The sequence below is a fragment of the Sphingomonas sp. DBB INV C78 genome (assembly GCF_042693015.1).
In the GTDB taxonomy this organism is placed as follows: domain Bacteria; phylum Pseudomonadota; class Alphaproteobacteria; order Sphingomonadales; family Sphingomonadaceae; genus Sphingomonas_E.
This window is the reverse complement of sequence record NZ_CP170544.1, coordinates 33,673-51,360: the sequence shown is the minus strand read 5'-3', so window position 1 is coordinate 51,360 and position 17,688 is coordinate 33,673. Positions and strand designations below refer to the sequence as shown.

13 protein-coding genes and 1 pseudogene are annotated in these 17,688 nt (G+C 66.4%); 13 read left to right on the top strand and 1 reads right to left on the bottom strand.

The features are described 5' to 3' along the window. Positions 1-16: 16 nt before the first annotated feature. From ACFB49_RS00255 to ACFB49_RS00220, 8 genes are read left to right on the top strand one after another with little or no spacing between them, the layout of a single operon-like run. A complete protein-coding gene (locus ACFB49_RS00255; RefSeq protein ID WP_380874665.1) occupies positions 17-337 on the top strand; it encodes a hypothetical protein in 321 nt (106 codons plus the stop codon). A 4-nt stretch (positions 338-341) separates the two neighbouring features. Further along, positions 342-704, top strand: a complete 363-nt coding sequence (locus ACFB49_RS00250; RefSeq protein ID WP_380874663.1) for a GPW/gp25 family protein — start codon at positions 342-344, stop codon at positions 702-704. Beyond that, on the top strand, positions 701-3,235 hold the full coding sequence (locus ACFB49_RS00245) for a putative baseplate assembly protein (protein WP_380874661.1): 2,535 nt from the start codon (positions 701-703) through the stop codon (positions 3,233-3,235). Before ACFB49_RS00250 ends, ACFB49_RS00245 begins: the two co-directional genes overlap by 4 nt. Next, positions 3,232-5,979 carry a putative baseplate assembly protein gene (locus tag ACFB49_RS00240; protein ID WP_380874660.1) on the top strand — a complete coding sequence of 916 codons (2,748 nt, stop codon included), beginning with the start codon at positions 3,232-3,234 and terminating at the stop codon, positions 5,977-5,979. The genes ACFB49_RS00245 and ACFB49_RS00240 overlap by 4 nt, the downstream gene beginning before the upstream one ends. Next, positions 5,976-8,156 carry a hypothetical protein gene (locus tag ACFB49_RS00235; RefSeq protein ID WP_380874658.1) on the top strand — a complete coding sequence of 727 codons (2,181 nt, stop codon included), beginning with the start codon at positions 5,976-5,978 and terminating at the stop codon, positions 8,154-8,156. Before ACFB49_RS00240 ends, ACFB49_RS00235 begins: the two co-directional genes overlap by 4 nt. A gap of 14 nt (positions 8,157-8,170) precedes the next feature. After that, a complete protein-coding gene (locus ACFB49_RS00230) occupies positions 8,171-11,515 on the top strand; it encodes a DUF6519 domain-containing protein (RefSeq protein ID WP_380874656.1) in 3,345 nt (1,114 codons plus the stop codon). A gap of 14 nt (positions 11,516-11,529) precedes the next feature. Further along, on the top strand, positions 11,530-12,063 hold the full coding sequence (locus ACFB49_RS00225) for a hypothetical protein (protein WP_380874655.1): 534 nt from the start codon (positions 11,530-11,532) through the stop codon (positions 12,061-12,063). Between the two features lie 37 nt (positions 12,064-12,100). Beyond that, the gene (locus ACFB49_RS00220; protein WP_380874654.1) at positions 12,101-12,304 is read left to right on the top strand and encodes a hypothetical protein; all 204 of its coding nucleotides are present in this window, start codon (positions 12,101-12,103) and stop codon (positions 12,302-12,304) included. Here ACFB49_RS00220 and ACFB49_RS00215 read toward each other — a convergent pair. After that, positions 12,301-12,945 carry a winged helix-turn-helix transcriptional regulator gene (locus ACFB49_RS00215; protein ID WP_380874653.1) on the bottom strand — a complete coding sequence of 215 codons (645 nt, stop codon included), beginning with the start codon at positions 12,943-12,945 and terminating at the stop codon, positions 12,301-12,303. The genes ACFB49_RS00220 and ACFB49_RS00215 overlap by 4 nt on opposite strands. Before the next feature lie 156 nt (positions 12,946-13,101). Between ACFB49_RS00215 and ACFB49_RS00210 the strand changes: the two genes are divergently transcribed. From ACFB49_RS00210 to ACFB49_RS00190, 5 genes and pseudogenes are all read left to right on the top strand, one after another. Continuing rightward, complete coding sequence (locus ACFB49_RS00210) at positions 13,102-13,539, top strand: VOC family protein (protein ID WP_380874652.1); 438 nt, start codon at positions 13,102-13,104, stop codon at positions 13,537-13,539. A 36-nt stretch (positions 13,540-13,575) separates the two neighbouring features. Next, positions 13,576-13,944, top strand: a pseudogene (locus tag ACFB49_RS00205) (DUF1428 domain-containing protein); the annotation flags it as partial. Further along, positions 13,930-14,730 (top strand): VOC family protein, encoded by an 801-nt coding sequence (locus tag ACFB49_RS00200; protein ID WP_380880126.1) that lies wholly within the window; start codon positions 13,930-13,932, stop codon positions 14,728-14,730. The pseudogene ACFB49_RS00205 and the gene ACFB49_RS00200, both read left to right, overlap by 15 nt. A 118-nt stretch (positions 14,731-14,848) precedes the next feature. Further along, the gene (purT, locus tag ACFB49_RS00195; protein WP_380874651.1) at positions 14,849-16,018 is read left to right on the top strand and encodes a formate-dependent phosphoribosylglycinamide formyltransferase; all 1,170 of its coding nucleotides are present in this window, start codon (positions 14,849-14,851) and stop codon (positions 16,016-16,018) included. 8 nt (positions 16,019-16,026) lie between these two features. Continuing rightward, on the top strand, positions 16,027-17,688 hold the full coding sequence (locus tag ACFB49_RS00190) for an oleate hydratase (protein ID WP_380880124.1): 1,662 nt from the start codon (positions 16,027-16,029) through the stop codon (positions 17,686-17,688).

Below are 17,688 nucleotides of genomic sequence, written 5' to 3'. Positions count from 1 at the left end.
CGAGGGAGGTGGAGCCATGCCAGGACCGGTGCTGCATCTTGGGGCGACCATCCTCTGCTCCCATGGCGGCCAGGCGACGCCGGCCACGCCCTTCCCGCGCGTCACCGTCGGCGGACAACCGGTGGTGACGATCGCCAGCCCCTATCTGGTCGCCGGCTGCCCGTTCGTCACGCCCGGCGGCAATGGCCCCTGCGTCACCGCCAATTACGTGACCTCGGCGACGCGGGTGCTGGCGGGAGGGACGCCGGTGCTGCTCCAGGACAGCATGGCCGTCTGCGCGCCCACCGGCACGCCACTGGTGCCCGTCGTCGTCCAGCCGCGCGTGGTGGGGAGTTGAGCCGATGCTGATCGACTATCCCTATCATTTCGACGGCCGCCGCCGCACCGCGGAAGCCGATGGGCCGGCGCATGTCCGCCAGCTTATCGAGCAATTGCTGTTCACCCAGCCGGGCGAACGGGTGAACCGGCCCAATTTCGGTTCGGGCGTGATGCAGCTCGTCTTCGCCGCAGCCTCGCCCGAGGTGGCAGCGACGGCGGAATTCCTCGTCCGCGGCGGGCTGCAGCAATTCTTGTCAGACCGGATCTCGGTCTCTGCCGTCTCGGTGGAGGCGATCGACGCCCAGCTCGTCATCAGCGTCGATTATGTGATCATCGCCACTGGCGAGGCGGCAAACGCCACCTTCGAGCGGAGGATCGGCCCATGATCTACCGCTGCTGCGACGAACAACGCCGGCTGCGGGTGCGCGAGCATCCGACCATCAACGGCGTGGACTATGTCGAGGTGCTCGATACCGAGGCGCCGGCCGGATCGCCGCGCCAGCGCACCTTGCTGGTCCGTTTCGTTAAGGCAGCGCCGGTTCTGACTGTCGACAATTTCGAGATCAGCGGGGGCGAGCGGATCACCGATGTCGGCATCCTGTGGGCGACGCCCGCCGACGCGCCCGATGCAACACTGGTCACGCCGGCCGAGGCGCAATATCTCGCCGACCTGCCCGATCCGAACGAAGTCATCGCCCTGCGCACGGACTCAAGCGGCGATTATTCCACCTACACGCTGCACCTCGTCGCCTCGCCAATGTCGCTGGCACCTCCGCCGAACATCGACCCACTGCTCGCAAGCGTCCCCTTCTCGTTCAAGGTCGAATGCCCCAGCGATTTCGATTGCGCACCGCGCCATATCTGCCCGGACGACGACGAACCGCCCGTGCAGATCAACTATCTCGCCAAGGATTATCGCAGTTTCCGCCGCCTGATGCTCGATCGCATGGCGCAGACCATCCCCGACTGGCGCGAACGCAACGCCGCCGATCTCGGCGTCGCCTTGGTCGAAATGCTCGCTTATGTCGGCGATCGGCTGTCCTATGCGCAGGATGCCGTCGCGACCGAAGCCTATATCGGCACCGCGCGCCGCCGCTCCTCGGTCCGCCGCCATGCCCGGCTGGTCGATTATGCCATGCACGACGGCACCAATGCCCGCGCCTGGGTGCAGGTGCAGATCTTCCCCGGCGCGCCGATCGATCTTGTCCCTGGCGAGGCGCGCTTCCTGACGCGCTTGCCCGGCGTCGCCCCGGTCGTCGAACCCGCCGTGATCGCGCCGCCATCCGGCCGGTTGCTGCTGCGCAATCCGGTCATCTTCGAGCCGCTGCACGCCAAGCAGCTCCACGCTCCGCTCAACGAGATATTCTTCCACGATTGGGGCGACGCGGAATGCTGCCTGCCCAAGGGCGCCGTTCGGGCGACATTGCGCGGCAGCTTCCCGATGCTCGCCCCCGGCGACGTGCTGATCTTCGAGGAACGGATCGGCCCGCGCACCGGCAGCGAGGCGGACGCCGATCCTGCCAAGCGCTGGGCTGTCCGCCTGGTCCAGATCGTCGCCGATATCGAAGATGCCGTCATGGACCCGCCCCAGCCGATCACGGAGATCCGCTGGGCCGACGGCGATGCTCTGCCCTTCGCTTTCTGCCTGTCTTCACGCACCGAGGATGGCGCGGTGATCCGCGATGTCAGCCATGCGCTCGGTAACATCCTGCTCGTCGACCATGGGCTGACCCATCGCGACGTCGACCTGGGTGTCGTCCCGGAACCGCATCTCCATCTGGCGACCAACGGCGGCGATCGGTGCGATCCCGCGCCTGACGAAGCCGTTCCGCCCCGCTTTCGCCCGCTGCTCAGCGATGCTCCATTGACGCAGGCGCAGCGCTTCACCCTGCCAGCGCTGGCCGATGTGGATGCCTCCGCGACCATGGCGGTGGTGCAGGATATCCGCGGGGTCGAACCGCGCATCCGGCTTGAGGCGAGCGAAACCTCCGGCCCATCCGATTGGGAGGCACGGCGCGACCTGCTGGGCAGTCATCCGGATGATCCCCACTTCGCTGTCGAGGTCGAACGCGACGGCACCGCGCGCCTGCGCTTCGGCGACGGCCGCAACGGTCAGCGCCCCGCATCGGGCACGCGCTTTGCCGCCACCTACCGCATCGGCAACGGCGCCGCCGGCAATGTCGGTGCGGACGCCATCGCCCATATTGCCACGACGATCGGCGGCATCCGCGCCGTGCGCAACCCGCTTCCGGCCGCGGGCGGCACGCCTCCCGAAAGCATCGAGGAAGCGCGCGTCGCGGCCCCGCAGGCGTTCCGCACGCAGGAACGCGCGGTGACGCCGGAGGATTATGCCGCTATCGCGCTGCGCCATCCCGCCGTCCAGCGCGCCGCCGCCACCTTCCGCTGGAACGGCCACGGCCACACGGTCTTCGTCACGGTCGATCGCTTCGGCGGACGGCCGATCACGCCCGCGTTCGAGGAGGAATTGATCGCCTTCCTCGAACCCTATCGCATGGCCGGCTATGATCTGGAGATCGACGAGCCCCGCTATGTGCCGATCGAGCTGGCTATGCTGGTCTGCGTCAAGCGCGATCATTTCCGTCCCGACGTTCGCCTTGCCGTGCTGGAGGCGCTGAGCGACCGGCAATTGCCCGATGGCCGCTTCGGCCTGTTCCATCCCGACAATCTGACCTTCGATCAGGATGTCTGGCTCAGCCCGATCGTCGCACGCGTGCAGGCGATCGACGGGGTGGAGAGCGTGACGGTCACCACGTTCCGGCGGCTCGACCAACCCGATCCCGCGCCGCTCGAAACCGGCATCCTGCCGATCGGCCGGCTGGAGATCGCGCAGCTCGCCAACGATCCCGACTTCCCCGAGCGAGGCCGGCTGACCTTGACGATGGGAGGCGGCAAATGAGCCTTCCTCCATTGATCCCCGGTCTCGCGCCACGCGATGACGAGACCCGCGATTGCGGCTGCTGCGAAGGGATTGCGACCGCCACCCCCTCGCTTTTGCTCAACCGGCCGGGTCTGCCCAGTGTCACCTACCGCCCCGGCCGGCATGCCGATTTCCGCGCCAGCCAACTCGCCCGCCTGTCGTCGGACGATCACCCCGCCCTCGCCGACCTCAAGAGCCGCGACGAGGATGATTTCACCATCGCGCTGATCGACTCCTGGTCCTGCGTGCTCGACGTGCTGTCCTTCTATCAGGAGCGTCATGCAAACGAAGCCTGGCTCGCCACTGCGACCGAACGCCTGTCGGTCGTCGAACTCGGCCGGCTGATCGGCTATCGCCCGCGCCCCGGCGTCGCCGCGGCGACCGAACTCGTCTTCCTGATGGATGATCCGCCCGGCGCCGACGCGTCCGTCGCCGGCGTCGTCGCGCCCATCGGCACCCGCGTCCAGAGCGTGCCCGGCCCCAACGAGGTAGCCCAGACTTTCGAGACGGTGGAAGCGATCGAGGCGCGCGTCGCCTGGAACGCCCTCGTCCCCCGCCGCTCCCGCTTCAAGGCCCCGAAGAATGGCGACCTCGGCACCTGGATCGCCGGCGGCGCGCCCAATCTCAAGGTCGGCGACGCGATCCTGATCGTCGGCCGCGAACGCACCGCCGATTTCCTCGGCTCGGAACGCTGGGATTTCCGCAAGCTCACCCGCATCGTGCCCGATGTCCCGGCCGGGCGCACATGGATCGAATGGACCCATGCTCTCGGCTCGATCGACCCACCGAGCCTGACGGCGCAGGTGGATCATCGCATCTTCGTCTTCCGCGCCCGCGCCTCGCTGTTCGGATGGAACGCCCCGCACCCGAAGGTGCTGCCCACCCAGACGCTCACCCATTACGGGCAGGACTTCCGTTTCGACTGGCCGTTCGACATCGACACCGCCAACAGCCGCCTTCACCTCGACGCGATCTACCCCGATTTCGTCGCCGGAAGCTGGATCGCCGTGACCCGCCCCGACGAGGTTGTCGAAGCCTATCGCATCACCGCCGCGGTCGATGACGGCCGCGCCGACTTCACCGTCAGCAGCCGGGTGACGCGGTTGACGCTCGATAGCAACGAACATCTGTCCTGGTTCGAAAGCGGCTATCGTCGGGTTTCGGTCTATGGCGGCAGCGAGCAACTCGCCTTCGCCGAGACGCCGATCATCACGCCGATCATCGGCGACGAGATCGAGTTGTCGGGCCTTGTCGCCGCTCTCAAGCCCGGCCACCGGCTCATGCTGCGCGGGCGGCGGGCGCAGGTAGAAGCCGCAACGGCGGGGCTCATCCTGACAGCACCCGGCACGCCGCCCCAGACACGCCCGATCGTCCGCGGTGAACGCCTGACATTGCTCGCCGCGCCGGTGGCCGTCTCGCCCGGATCTTCGACCTTCGTCTGGCGGCTGCGCGCCGCCGGTGGTTTCGAGGGCAGCGTTCAGGCGGCCGCGGCTGCGTTCCGCCACATCGTCGCCGATGCGAAGAGCGAGACGATCGCCGAGGTCGCCATTCTCGAAGAGGCCGAACTCGCCGACGAGACCCACACGCTGCTGCGGTTCGAAACCGTGCTCGCGGCCGCATTCGATCGCGCGACGACGGTGATCCACGCCAATGTCGCGGCCGCGACGCATGGCGAAACGACGCAGGAGATATTGGGCGACGGCAAGGCCAACCAGTCCTTCCAGACCTTCCGGTTGAAACAGACCCCGCTGACCCACATCTCCGCAGCGAACGAGGCAGGCGCGTCGTCGACACTGTCGATCCGCATCGACGACATCCTCTGGCACGAAGCGCCCACGCTCTATGGCCGCAGCGCCAGCGAGCGCATCTTCACCTCGCGGATCGAGGATGACGGCACCGTCGTCGTCCAGTTCGGCGACGGCCGCACCGGATCGCGGCTGCCGACCGGGCGCAACAATGCGGTCGCCACCTATCGCAAGGGGATCGGCCTCGCCGGTTCGGTCGGCGCGAACAAGCTGACGACCGCGCTCGATCGACCGCTGGGTCTGCGCGACGTGTTCAACCCGCTACCGGCCGGCGGTGGCCAGGATCCCGAAACTTTGGCCACCGCACGCGACAATGCGCCGGTAACGACGCTCACCCTCGGCCGCGTCGTGTCGCTGCGCAATTATGAGGATTTCGCGCGCGGCTTTGCCGGCATCGCCAAGGCCAGCGCATCCTGGGCATGGGACGGGGAATCGCGCCGCATCATCGTCACGGTCGCGGGGCCGGGCGGCGCGCCGGTCGATCCGGCGCATGGTGACGTGTTCGACAATCTCGTCCGCGCGCTTCGCACACTCGGCGATCCGTTCGTGCGGATCAGCGTCGCCAGCTTCCGGCCGGCCTTCTTCCGCCTCAAGGCCAAGCTGCTCGTCAATGCCGATTATCTGGCCGACAAGGTGCGCACTGATGTCGAAGCCGCACTGCGAGACGCTTTCGGCTTCGATCGCAGGGGCTTCGCGCCGCTCGTCGCCGCCAGCGAGATCATTGCGACGATCCATGGCATCGCGGGCGTCGACGCGGTCGATCTCGACCTGTTGCATCGCACCTCCGGCCCCGGCTCCGCGGCGATCCTGCATGACAGGCTGCTCGCCAGCCCGGCAGCACTTGCCGGCGGCGTGCTGGCCGCGGCGGAGATATTGACCCTCGATCCCGGCCCGCTCGCGCTGGAGGTGATCCAATGAGGATGTCCGGCGCCGCCCTCTATACGCTCCTTCCCGCCATCTATCGCCTGCGCGATGCCGAGGAAGGTTATCCGCTGCGCGAGCTGATCGACGTGCTGGCCGAGCAGGCGGCCGTGGTCGAGGAGAATATCGAACAGCTTTACGACGACCAGTTCATCGAAACCTGTTCGGACTGGGCCGCCCCCTATATCGGCGGGCTCATCGGTTATCGGCCGCTGCACGGCACCACCGCCGATGTCGCCTCGCCGCGCGCGGAGATCGCCAACACTATCGGCTATCGCCGCCGCCTCGGCACGGCATCGGTGCTGGAACAGCTCGCCCGGGATGTCACCCGCTGGCCGGCCCGCGCGGTCGAATATTTCCTGCTGACGGCGACGACGCAGCGGATGAACCATATCCGCCCGATCCACCATTTCGCCCCCGACCTGCGCAACTGGCGCGGGCTGGAACAGATCGGCAGCGCCTTCGATCCCTTCACCCGCCTCGCCGACATGCGGTCGATCGCCCGGGCCGACGGGCGCCACAACTTCCCCAATGTCGGCATCCACCTGTGGCGGATCGAATCCTTCCCGCGCCTCGCATCGCCGGCGACGCGCGTCGACGATCGGCGCTATCTTTTCAGCCCGCTCGGTGCGCCGCTGCCACTGTTCACCAATCCGGTCGACGAACCAAAGATCACGCATATCGCGACGCCGCTCAATGTCTGGGAACCGATCAGCCGGCGCGTGCTGGATGCCGATCTGCGCGGCGAAGATGGCGAAGCCCCGCCACTGGCCCTCTACGGCCGGGACGTCGACGATATCTTCCAGAGCCTGATCCTCATCCAGAACAGCGTGGAACTCGCCGCCGACGAGGTCGAGGCGTGCAACCTTTCGGACGAAGGCGCCGGCTGGGCGAACATGCCGGCCGCGGGCGAACGGGTGGCGATAGATCCCGTGCTGGGCCGCCTCGCCCTGCCGCCCGATCGCGCCACGCCCGTCACCGTCTCCTACCATTATGGCTTCAGCGCACGGATCGGTGGCGGCCCCTATGAACGCGCGGCCGCCTTTGCCGAGGCCAGCGCCGAACGCCCGCTGCTGCGCGTACCCGCCGACCATGCCAACGTCCAGGACGCGCTCGACGCACTCCCGGCCGAGGGCGGCATCGTCGAGATCAGCGGCAATGGCCGGCACGAAGAGGCAATCGCCATCGCCGCCGGCCCAGGTGCGGCGATCGAACTGCGCGCCGCGAACAATGCCAACCCGCATATCGTGCTGCCGGCCGATCTCGCGATCACCGGCGCCGCCAGCGCCGACGGCACCCGCCAGGCGCGCGTGACGATCGACGGTCTGCTCATCTCGGGTGCCGGCATCAGCGTTCCGGATAATGGCACCAATGCGCTCGATCTGCTGTTGATCCGCCACTGCACAATCGTCCCCGGCCGCTCGCTCGACGCCGCCGGCCAGCCCCAACAGCCCGGTGCGCTGTCGATCGCGATCCCGCTCGCCGGCACCGAACTGGAAATGCGATCCTGCATTTCCGGCCCGCTCGGCATCGCCCGCGACACCAGCGTATCGATCGCCGATTCCATTATCGACGCCGCAGCGCTCGACCCCGCCGAGAGCCCCGAAGGCGTGGCCTATGCGGATCCCGCCGGCGATCCATTCGGCGGGCCGCTCAGTCTTCGCGCCGTCACCGTCTTCGGCAAGATCGCAGCCGAACGGTTCGACCTCGTCTCGGATTGCATCCTCGATGCGCGGCTAGCCGAAGGCGACGATTGGGTGGCTCCCGTCCATGCCGAGCGGCGCCAGGTCGGCTGCATCCGCTTCTCCTTCGTGCCGCGCGGATCGATCACGCCGCGGCGCTTCCGCTGCCAGCCCCAACTCGCCATCGACGAAGCGATCACCGTCCGCGAAAAGCAGATCGGCGGCCCGGTTTCCGCGGCCGAGCGCCAGTTGATCGGTGAGCGCACGGCGCGGCGGATCGTCTCCGGCTTCACTGCCCGGCGCTATGGCCGCCCGGCTTATGCCCAGCTTCGCCGCAGCACGCCGGTCGCGATCCGCACCGGCGCATCGGACGAAGGCGAAATGGGCGGCTTCCATCTGCTGTTCGCGCCGCAGCGCGAGGCCAATCTCAGGATCCGTATCGAGGAATATCTGCGCTTCGCGCTGGAGGCGGGCGTGTTCTTCGAGAGTTAGCGAGGAGTCGAGCGATGAGCGGAGACTATAGCCGGACCAGCTTCGACGCGCTGCGCGACTTTGCGGGCGTGCTGATGCAGCAGGGCCACCCGACGCTCGATGCGGACTGGAACGAATATGTCTCGATCGTCGAGCGCCGCCTGCGCGCCGAGACGGTGGACATCATCGGCCGCGCCGTCGTCCCCCGCGAAACGCCCACGGGTTTCGAGATCCGCGTTGCCGCCGGCCCCGCCCTCACCATCGGCCGCGGTCGCATGTATGTCGACGGCCTCCTCGCGGAAAACCACGGACGGATCGGCGCTGGCGCCGCGCCGGCCTTCGATCGCGCCCGGATCGTCGATGGCCGTCCCGCCGGTGTGCTCGACGAACTCATTTCCACCGAACCCAACGACTTCATCGACTACACCGCCCAGCCCTACCTCCCCGCCGCCCCCGATCTGCCCGACGGTAACGGCCCGCACCTCGCTTATCTCGACGTGTGGCGGCGCGAGGTGACGCCATTCAAGGACCCGCGCCTGCTCGAACCCGCATTGGGCGGCATCGACACCGCCACCCGCTGGCAGACGGTGTGGCAGGTGCGCCTCCTCCCCAATATCGGCGCGGACGCGACTTGCGGCAGCGAACTGGAGGCGTGGGACGCTCTCACCGCCCCCTCCCCCGCGCGCCTCACCACCGCGACGATCGAGTTCGAGGACCCCGACGAACCCTGTTTGATCCCGCCCGGCGGCGGCTATCGCGGGCTCGAAAACCAGCTCTACCGGGTCGAGATCCACACCGGCGGTCCGCTCGGCGATGCGCGCTTCAAATGGTCGCGCGACAATGCCTCGGTCGGTGCGACGATCGAATCCTTCGAAAATGGCGATCGGTTGCAGGTCCGTCGCATCGGCCGCGATTCCGTGCTGCGCTTCCGCACCGGCGATTGGGTGGAGATCACCGACGACCGCCGCGAATTTGCCGGCCTGCCGGGCGACATGCGCCGGATCGAGGTGGATGAGGACACTAGCAGCCTCCGCCTCGACAGCGCCTTGAGCGCCGATCTCGTCCCCTCCGGCGTCGGCGGCGACACCGCGGCCGCACGCCATAGCCGCGTCATCAAATGGGATCAGTCCGGCCAGGTTCTCCTCGCCGACGGCACCGCCTGGGAGGATCTCGACGATGCCGGCTCCGACGGCCTGATCCCGATCCCCGACGATGGCAGCCCCGTCGTGCTGGAGGCCGGCATCACCGTCACTTTCTCTTCCGAGCCCGTTGCCGGCGCGCTGCGCTCCGGCGACTATTGGTGCTTCGCCGCACGCACCGAAGGCGCGCAGATCGAGATACTAGATCGCGCCCCGCCCCACGGCATCCACCACCATTATGCCCGCCTCGCGGTCGTCACCTTCCCCGATACGGTTTCCGACTGCCGCATCTTCTGGCCGCCCAACTTTGGTGAGGGTGAGGAATGCGGCTGCACCGTCTGCGTGAGCGCGGAGGCGCATAATTCCGGCGTCCTGACTATCCAGTCGGCGATCAACCAGTTGCCCGCCGAAGGCGGCACCGTCTGCCTGGGGCCCGGCGGCTTCGTGCTGGGAACGACGCCGATCATCATCAGCAACCGTCGGTCGGTGCGGCTGAAGGGGCACGGCCCAGGCTCCCTGCTCGCTTATGCCGGCGGCGGCGGCGCGATCCGCGTCACCGGTTCCAACGATGTGCGGATCAGCGATCTCGGCCTGCTCGTCGTCGCCGGCCTTCAGGGACAAGGCCGATCGTCGGGCGTCCATATCCGCAACGGCCAGACGGTCAGCCTCAACCGCATGGCGACGCTCGTCTTCGTCCGGGAAGCGGGCGGCGTGGATTTCGGCGTATCGCTCGACGGTTTCGGCCTTGATGTCGCGATCGAGGACAATCTCATCATCGCCCCGGTCGCGATCGGCGCCTTGGCCGAACGTGAGCGCGGCGACGATGACGGCCCCGGCTACTGCGCGCTGATGGAAACGCGCATCGCGCAAAACCTGCTGCTCGGCCAGCGGCGGGGCGTTTCGCTCGATGGCCTCGTCCTCCATTTCGGCGCGACCGATATTGCCGACAATCTCATCACCGGCAGCAATGCCGCGATCGTTGCCACCGGCGCCGGACTGCCCGTTGGTGAGGATGATGGCGGCCGCGACGAACGATGGAGCGCGGCCGCTCTATCCATCGTCGGCAACACGATCAGCTTCGGGCGCCTCGGCAACGGCATCATCTCGGGCGTCCCCGATCTAAGGATCCTCGACAACGAGATCGTCGCGCTCAACGGCGACGTGACCCGGCTGGCCGGCGGAAGCTGCATCCGCCTCGTCGCCGGCCTTTCCCCGCTGCCACTCCCCGACGGCCAGATCGTCGGCAACCGCATGGGCAATGCCGACGGCGCGGGGATCGCGGTCGACGCGCGGCAGGCCAGCCTCATCATCAAGCAGAACGTGATCCGGGATTGCGATGGCGGTGGCGTGGTCGTCGCGCCCGCCGCAACCATCCGCCACCTCGCGCTCGACAACAATGTCATCGAACGGATCGGCATGACGCAGGTGCAGACCGCAGTTATAGCCGTGCAACTGGCGGCGGTGCTCGACGCGCGGATCATGGGCAACAGCATCCGCAATGTCGGCGTCAACGCCGAAGCCGCGCGGGGCGCCTATTTCGCCGGGATCGAACTGCGCGGCGCGGCGATGCTCGATCTCTCGCACAACCATATCACCGGCATCGGGCCGGCCAACTCGGTCAGCCCCTCGATCGGCGTGCTGGTCGACGGGCCCGTCCTCGCCGCAACGCTCGCCGACAACAAGATCATGAGCGAGCGACCCGCCAATCCGAACGATCCCTCAAGCTGGGCGGCCATCCTGTGGGACAGCCGCATCGAACGCGCCCGCGGCGGCACCGTGGCCGGCGCGGCAGTCTCGACATTCCCGGCCTTCATCGCTCAGGGCGCCAGCCTGTTCGCCCTGTCGACCACCGGGCTTGCCGCCTTCGCCAGCGTGCGGGAGGCGCAGATTAGGTTGGCCGGCAACACCGTCAGCGACGCGCACGAACTATCGCTGCTGCCGTTGATGCGGGTCGTCACCGATGCCGAACGGACCGGCACCTGCATCTTCTCGGACAATCAATGCACCTTGCTCGCGGGTGGACGCGTGAAGTTCCTGGTCGAATTGGAAGCGCGCCGCATCATCGCGACCAGCAATGCCGTTCGCCGGATCGGATCGGATGGCGATGCGATGAACCTGCAATGCGCCGTGGTCAGCGAACGTCCGCTCGCCACCGTCGTCGGCAATATCAGCTTCGGCAACATCCGGGTGAATGGCGGGCTGATCCCCGACGATTTCGCCAAACTCAACATATTGGGCTGAAGGAAGGGACCGTCATGCCGATCCGCATCGCCACCATCGGCCGCCAGCGCACCGTTACCGGCATCGCCAAGGCTGTATTCGACGTAAAAGGGCCGGAGGCGCTGGCGCGCGCCGAAGCCGCTTTGATCCGCGCCAATCCGCAGCTTGCGGATGAAGGTGGCATCCGGCCCGGCGGCCGCATCATTGTGCCGCCCGTCCGCGAACTCCGCCCTGCCGCACCGGAAGCCGCCGAAACCGCGGACGCCAAGGCTGACGACCAGCCGATCCTTGTCCTCGCGCGTGAACGCGCGCAGGCGATGGAAAAGCTCGCAGGCGAACCGCTGGAGCAAGTGATCGCTTCGGCGAAGGAGGGGCTGAAGCAGCTTCGCTCGCAACAGACGGTGGACGCCATCCTCAAGCAGCGGCCCGATCTGCGTGAGAATCTTGAAGAGATACAGAAGGGCGCGCAGGAGGAAACCGAAAGGCTGGCGAAGGATGCCGGGCTGCTCCGCGAAACCATCGGCCGGGCGCTGGCCGATCTGCCCGCCGGCACCGATCGCATCACCTGAGCTTGCGATGCGGGCCGGATAGGGGCATCGCATCACCATGCGCACCGTTTCGAGCGACGTATCCGTCCGCCTTTATCATCTCGACGCCGCCCCGGAAGGCGGCGCCACGACGACGCTCTTCTACGGATCGCTGGACGAGGCCCTGCGCCTCGCGGCAGCCGAGCCCGAGGCGATCCAGGCAGATCTCTACATCGCCACCGACAATGATGTGATCGCCTATCTCGATCTGATCGAGGGCTAGGCAGCGCTCCGGTTGGGCGGCTGAAATTTCGGCGGCAGCGTGAAGAGGTCGGCGAACCGTGCCGCAAGCGCAGGATCGCCCGTCACCTTCAGCACGCCCTCCGCTTCCAGAATCGCCGCGGACACACTGCCATAGACGAAGGCCGCCATCGCCGTGGGCTGGCCGGTGAACACAACGTCGCCCTTCGCCGCGACGCCACGGCCCACGGTGAATCCGTCTGCGTCGATCTGGCCGAGATATTCGTCCTCGCCGAAGCGAAACCCAACCGCCAGCCGCAGATCGCCGATGCGGGACCGGTCGATCATCGTCCGGAACGATAGGAGGATGGAAACCCCGCTGATCGGCATGGTCGCATCATGGGCGAGCGATCGCGCCGCCCAGCGACCCAATTCCTGCACGATCGGTTCCGCCTCATAGCCCCATTCGGTCAGGCCATAGACCTGCACACTCGCCGGCGGAGGCAGCTTGCTGCGGACGACGATGTCATTCGCCTCCAGTTCGGATAGGCGCTGGGTCAGCACATTGGCGCTGATCCCGGGCAGGTCGTCGCGCAGGTCACCGAAGCGTCGCGGCCCCAGCATAAGCTCCCGCACCACGAACAGCGCCCATCGGTCGCCCAGCAGTTCGAGCCCATGGGCCATCCCGCAGGCATCCAGATAAGTCCTTTTTTTCGCGACCTTTTCCATGTTAGTTATTTTTTGTAACTCCTCAGTTGCCTTAAGTAATTTTGATGGTCATGCTTGTCAATATCGAGTCGGCGTGGGGCCGCCGGCGGTGAGGAACCGGAAGGAAGAACCATGTCCAGAATGATCTTCGTGAACCTGCCCGTCAGCGATCTCGATCGGTCCATCGCCTTCTACGAAGCCGTCGGCGCGGTGAAGGACATACGCTTCTGCGATGAAGACAGCGCCGCGATGATGAGCTTTTCGGAAAACGTGCATGTGATGCTGCTGACGCACGCCCGCTTCCAGGGCTTCACCACCCGCACTATCATCGATGCGCACAAGAGCGCGCAGGCGCTGCTCGCGCTCAGCGCCGACGAGAAGGCGGATGTCGACGCGATCCACGATCGCGCGGTCCGCGCCGGCGGCACGGGCGACGTCAATCCGGTGCAGGATCATGGCTTCATGTACGGCCGCGCCTTCGCGGACCCTGACGGCCATATCTGGGAACTGGTATGGATGGATGTGGAAGCGGCGATGGCCGCGGGCCAGCCCGAAGCGATAAACGCCTGAGCAAACCACAGCGATAACAGATATGAGGGAAGAGCGATGACCTATATCGACGGCTTCGTGATCGCCGTGCCGACGGCGAACAAGCAGAAATTCATCGACCATGCGAACACCGGCGACAGCGTGTTCATTGATCTCGGCGCGACCCGCATCCTCGAATGCTGGGGCGACGACGTACCCGATGGCAAGCAGACCGATTTCCGCCGCGCCGTTCAGGCCAAGGAGGATGAAAGTGTCGTCTTCTCCTGGATCGAATGGCCAGACAAGGCCACCCGCGACGCCGCCATGGGGCGGATGGAAGAATTGGTGAAGACCGACGACCGGATGAACCAGGAGAAGAATCCGATGCCCTTCGATGGCGCACGGATGATCTATGGCGGGTTCGCGCCAATCGTGACGCTGGAAAAGCCCAAGACCAACAAGCCCGGCGATTATATCTGGTACGAACTGCTGACCAGCGACGCGGCAGCGGCCCAGAGCTTCTACGCCTTGATCCTCGGCTGGCATTTCGCCGATTCCGGACAGCAGGCGATGGATTATCGCATCATCAATGCCGGCCCCAACAGCGTCGGCGGGGTGATGGAAATCACGCCCGACATGGCGAAGCACGGCGCCAAGCCGGTATGGCTGGGCTATATCGCGGTCGACGATGTCGATGACATGGTCACGAAGATCACCGGCCGCGGCGGCAAGACGGTGATGCCGGCGATGGATATCCCGATGGTCGGCCGCATCGCGATGGTCGCCGATCCGCAGGGTGCGCCTTTCTACATCATGAAGCCGCAGGGCGAGGGCAAGAGCATCGCCTTCGCCGACGATTGCCCCCGCCCCGGCCATTGCGCCTGGAACGAGCTGGCGACCACCGACCAGCCCGCCGCCTGGAGCTTCTATGGCGACTTGTTCGGCTGGGCGAAGGAAGGCGAGATGGATATGGGTCCGATGGGCAAATATGAATTCATCCGCCACGGATCAGTGATCGGCGCGATGATGCCGGCTGCGATCAAGCCCGATGCCCCACGCTGGACCCAATATTTCCGCGTCGAGAATATCGATACCGCCAAGGCCGCGGTCGAAGCCGGCGGTGGAAGCATCACCGATGGCCCAGACGAGATCCCCGGCGGTGATTTCTCGATGAATTGCGTCGATCCGCAGGGCGCGCATTTCGGCCTCGTCGGCGGCCGAGCGAAAGCCTGATCCTCCCCTTGCCTGATCCGGGTGCCGCCATCGCGGCGCCCGGACGGGCTTCGTCTCGACAGCGTCGCCCCGCGCAGGCAAAGGGGCGCCGGGCATCATCGCTCGGGAGACATTAGACATGGCGTTCACGGCAAAGATCCTGCTGCTCGGCTCGGGCGAGCTTGGCCGGGAATTCGTGATTTCCGCCAAGCGCCTGGGCTGCCAGGTCATCGCCTGCGATAGCTATGCCGGCGCGCCCGCCATGCAGGTGGCGGACGGTTTCGAAATCTTCTCGATGCTCGATGCCGATCTGCTGCGCGCGGCCATCCACCGCCACAAGCCGGATTTCGTCGTACCCGAAGTGGAAGCGATCCGCACCGAAGTGCTCGCCGAGGTCGAGGCTGCAGGCGTCAATGTCGTCCCCTCCGCCCGCGCGACCATGATGACAATGAACCGCGACGGCATCCGTGAAGTGGCGGCGGGCGAGTTGGGCGTCCGCACCTCGCGCTACCGCTATGCCGACAATCTCGATGAAGCCCGCGCGGCGATCGGGCACACCGGCCTGCCCTGCGTCATCAAGCCGGTCATGTCCTCGTCCGGCAAGGGGCAGAGCACGGTGCGTGAGGCCGGGGACGTCGATCGCGCCTGGGAATATGCGGTCGCCAACATGCGCGGCGACCGCAGCCGCATCATCGTCGAGGAGTTTGTCGACTTCGATTATGAGATCACGCTGCTGACGATCCGCACGCGCGACGGCGTCCGCTTCTGCGCACCGATCGGGCACCGCCAGGAACGCGGCGACTATCAGGAATCCTGGCAGCCCGCCGCCATGTCGGACAAGGCCCTCGCCGACGCGCAGGACATGGCCCGCAAGGTGGTCGACGATCTCGGCGGCTACGGCATCTTCGGCGTCGAATTCTTCGTGAAGGGCGAAGAGGTGCTCTTCTCCGAACTGTCGCCGCGCCCGCACGATACCGGCATGGTCACCCTGATCTCGCAGAATCTCAGCGAGTTCGATCTTCATGCGCGCGCTGTGCTGGGCCTGCCCATCCCGGAAATCAAGCTGCGCGGCCCTTCCGCTTCCGCCGTCATTCTCGCCGATCGCGACGCCAGCGACTTCGGCTTCGCAGGCGTCGCCGATGCCCTCGCCACCCCCGGCGGCGAGGTCGATGTGCGCATCTTCGGCAAGCCGACGACGCGGCCCAATCGCCGCATGGCGGTGGCGCTCGCCCTTGCCGGCTCGGTCGACGAGGCGCGCCGCGTCGCCATGGAAGCCGCCGGCCGCGTGAAGATCGACTATAAGGGCTAGGGTCAGGAATACGCCCCCTTGTTCTGCGGGGCGACAAGGGCTTACCTTCGCCGCGCAATGGCATTGCGAGGGCGAGGCCCATGATCGATGCACGACAATCGCATGCCTGGCTTGTCGGCGGGGGCATCGCCTCGCTTGCCGCCGCCACCTATCTGATCCGCGACATCGGCCTTCCCGGCGCCAACATTCACATTCTCGAAGAATCGCACCGGGCGGGCGGTGCGCTTGATGGCGCATTGTCCTCGGCGGAAAAGGGCTATGTGACGCGCGGCGGCCGGATGCTCGATGAGCAAGCCTATCCCTCGCTCTGGAACCTCCTCGAAACCATCCCCTCGATCGCCGAGCCCGGCATTTCCGTCCGTGAGGAGATCAACCGCTTCAACGCCGAAGTGCAGACTTATGCGAAGGCCCGCCTGATCGGTCGCGGCGCGAAGATCCTCGACGCCACCCGCTACGGCTTCGACTTTAAGAGCCGCGTGGCGATGATGCGCCTAATGCTCACGCCAGAAGCCATGCTGGCATCGCAGCGCATCGAGGAACATTTCCCGGCCGCCTTCTTCGAAAGCCGCTTCTGGCGGATGTGGCAGACCACCTTCGCCTTCCAGAAATGGCACAGCGCCGCCGAGCTGCGTCGCTATTTCCTGCGCTTCGCTCATGAATTTCCGGATCTCCACACGCTCTCCGGTGTGCGGCGCACCCGTTACAACCAATATGATTCCATCATCCGGCCGCTCCAGACCTGGCTGCTGGATCAGGGCGTCGACGTGCAGTTCGGCGCGCGCGTGGTCGACATGGATTTTGCGACCGACGCGGCTGGCAGTCGCCGCGCGACCCGCATCCACATCATGGAGCAGGGGCGCCCCCGCACCGTCGAGTTGGGCGAGCATGACACCGCCTTCATGACGGTCGGATCGATCACCGCCGACGCCGCCTTTGCCGGCAACGATGCGGCGCCCGAACTCATCCGTGATCGCCGCGACGGCGCGTGGCGGTTCTGGGAAGTGATCGCCACCAAGGCCGATGATTTCGGCCGCCCTTCCGCCTTTTTCGGCGATATCGACGCCAGCAAGTGGCAATCCTTCACACTGACGATGCACGCGACGGACCTGATCGACCGCATCGTCCAATTCTCGTCCAACCAGCCCGGCACCGGCGCGCTGATGACCTTCGTCGATTCCGCCTGGCTATTGTCGATCGTCGTCGCCCACCAGCCGCACTTCCTGAACATGCCGTCCGGTTGCACCACCTTGTGGGGCTATGGCCTGAACATCGATACTGTCGGCGATCTGGTCCGCAAGCCGATGGCGCAATGCACCGGCCGGGAAATCCTGACTGAGCTTGTCCATCATCTTGGCTTCGAGGACATTCTCGATCAGGTCATGGCGACGACCGACGTCACCACCGCGATGCTCCCTTATGCCTCCGCGGTGTTCAGCCCGCGCACCGAAGGCGACAGGCCGTTGATCGTGCCGCAGGACGCCATTAACTTCGCGTTCCTCGGCCAGTTCTGCGAACAGCCCGTCGATGTCGTCTTCACCGTCGAATATTCGGTCCATGGCGCCATGCACGCCGTCCACACGCTGTATCAGCCGCATGAACTTCCGCCCGTCCGCCATCGCATGATGGAGCCGGACGTCGCCTGGCGCGCGCTCGAAACGGTGTTCCGCTAG

What these genes read in the sequence shown, in the direction of transcription:
- ACFB49_RS00255 (WP_380874665.1), top strand. Translation starts at nt 17, where the DNA reads ATGCCAGGACCGGTGCTGCATCTTGGGGCGACCATCCTCTGCTCCCAT.
- ACFB49_RS00250 (WP_380874663.1), top strand. Translation starts at nt 342, where the DNA reads ATGCTGATCGACTATCCCTATCATTTCGACGGCCGCCGCCGCACCGCG.
- ACFB49_RS00245 (WP_380874661.1), top strand. Translation starts at nt 701, where the DNA reads ATGATCTACCGCTGCTGCGACGAACAACGCCGGCTGCGGGTGCGCGAG.
- ACFB49_RS00240 (WP_380874660.1), top strand. Translation starts at nt 3,232, where the DNA reads ATGAGCCTTCCTCCATTGATCCCCGGTCTCGCGCCACGCGATGACGAG.
- ACFB49_RS00235 (WP_380874658.1), top strand. Translation starts at nt 5,976, where the DNA reads ATGAGGATGTCCGGCGCCGCCCTCTATACGCTCCTTCCCGCCATCTAT.
- ACFB49_RS00230 (WP_380874656.1), top strand. Translation starts at nt 8,171, where the DNA reads ATGAGCGGAGACTATAGCCGGACCAGCTTCGACGCGCTGCGCGACTTT.
- ACFB49_RS00225 (WP_380874655.1), top strand. Translation starts at nt 11,530, where the DNA reads ATGCCGATCCGCATCGCCACCATCGGCCGCCAGCGCACCGTTACCGGC.
- ACFB49_RS00220 (WP_380874654.1), top strand. Translation starts at nt 12,101, where the DNA reads ATGCGCACCGTTTCGAGCGACGTATCCGTCCGCCTTTATCATCTCGAC.
- ACFB49_RS00215 (WP_380874653.1), bottom strand. Translation starts at nt 12,945, where the DNA reads ATGGCCCATGGGCTCGAACTGCTGGGCGACCGATGGGCGCTGTTCGTG.
- ACFB49_RS00210 (WP_380874652.1), top strand. Translation starts at nt 13,102, where the DNA reads ATGTCCAGAATGATCTTCGTGAACCTGCCCGTCAGCGATCTCGATCGG.
- purT (WP_380874651.1), top strand. Translation starts at nt 14,849, where the DNA reads ATGGCGTTCACGGCAAAGATCCTGCTGCTCGGCTCGGGCGAGCTTGGC.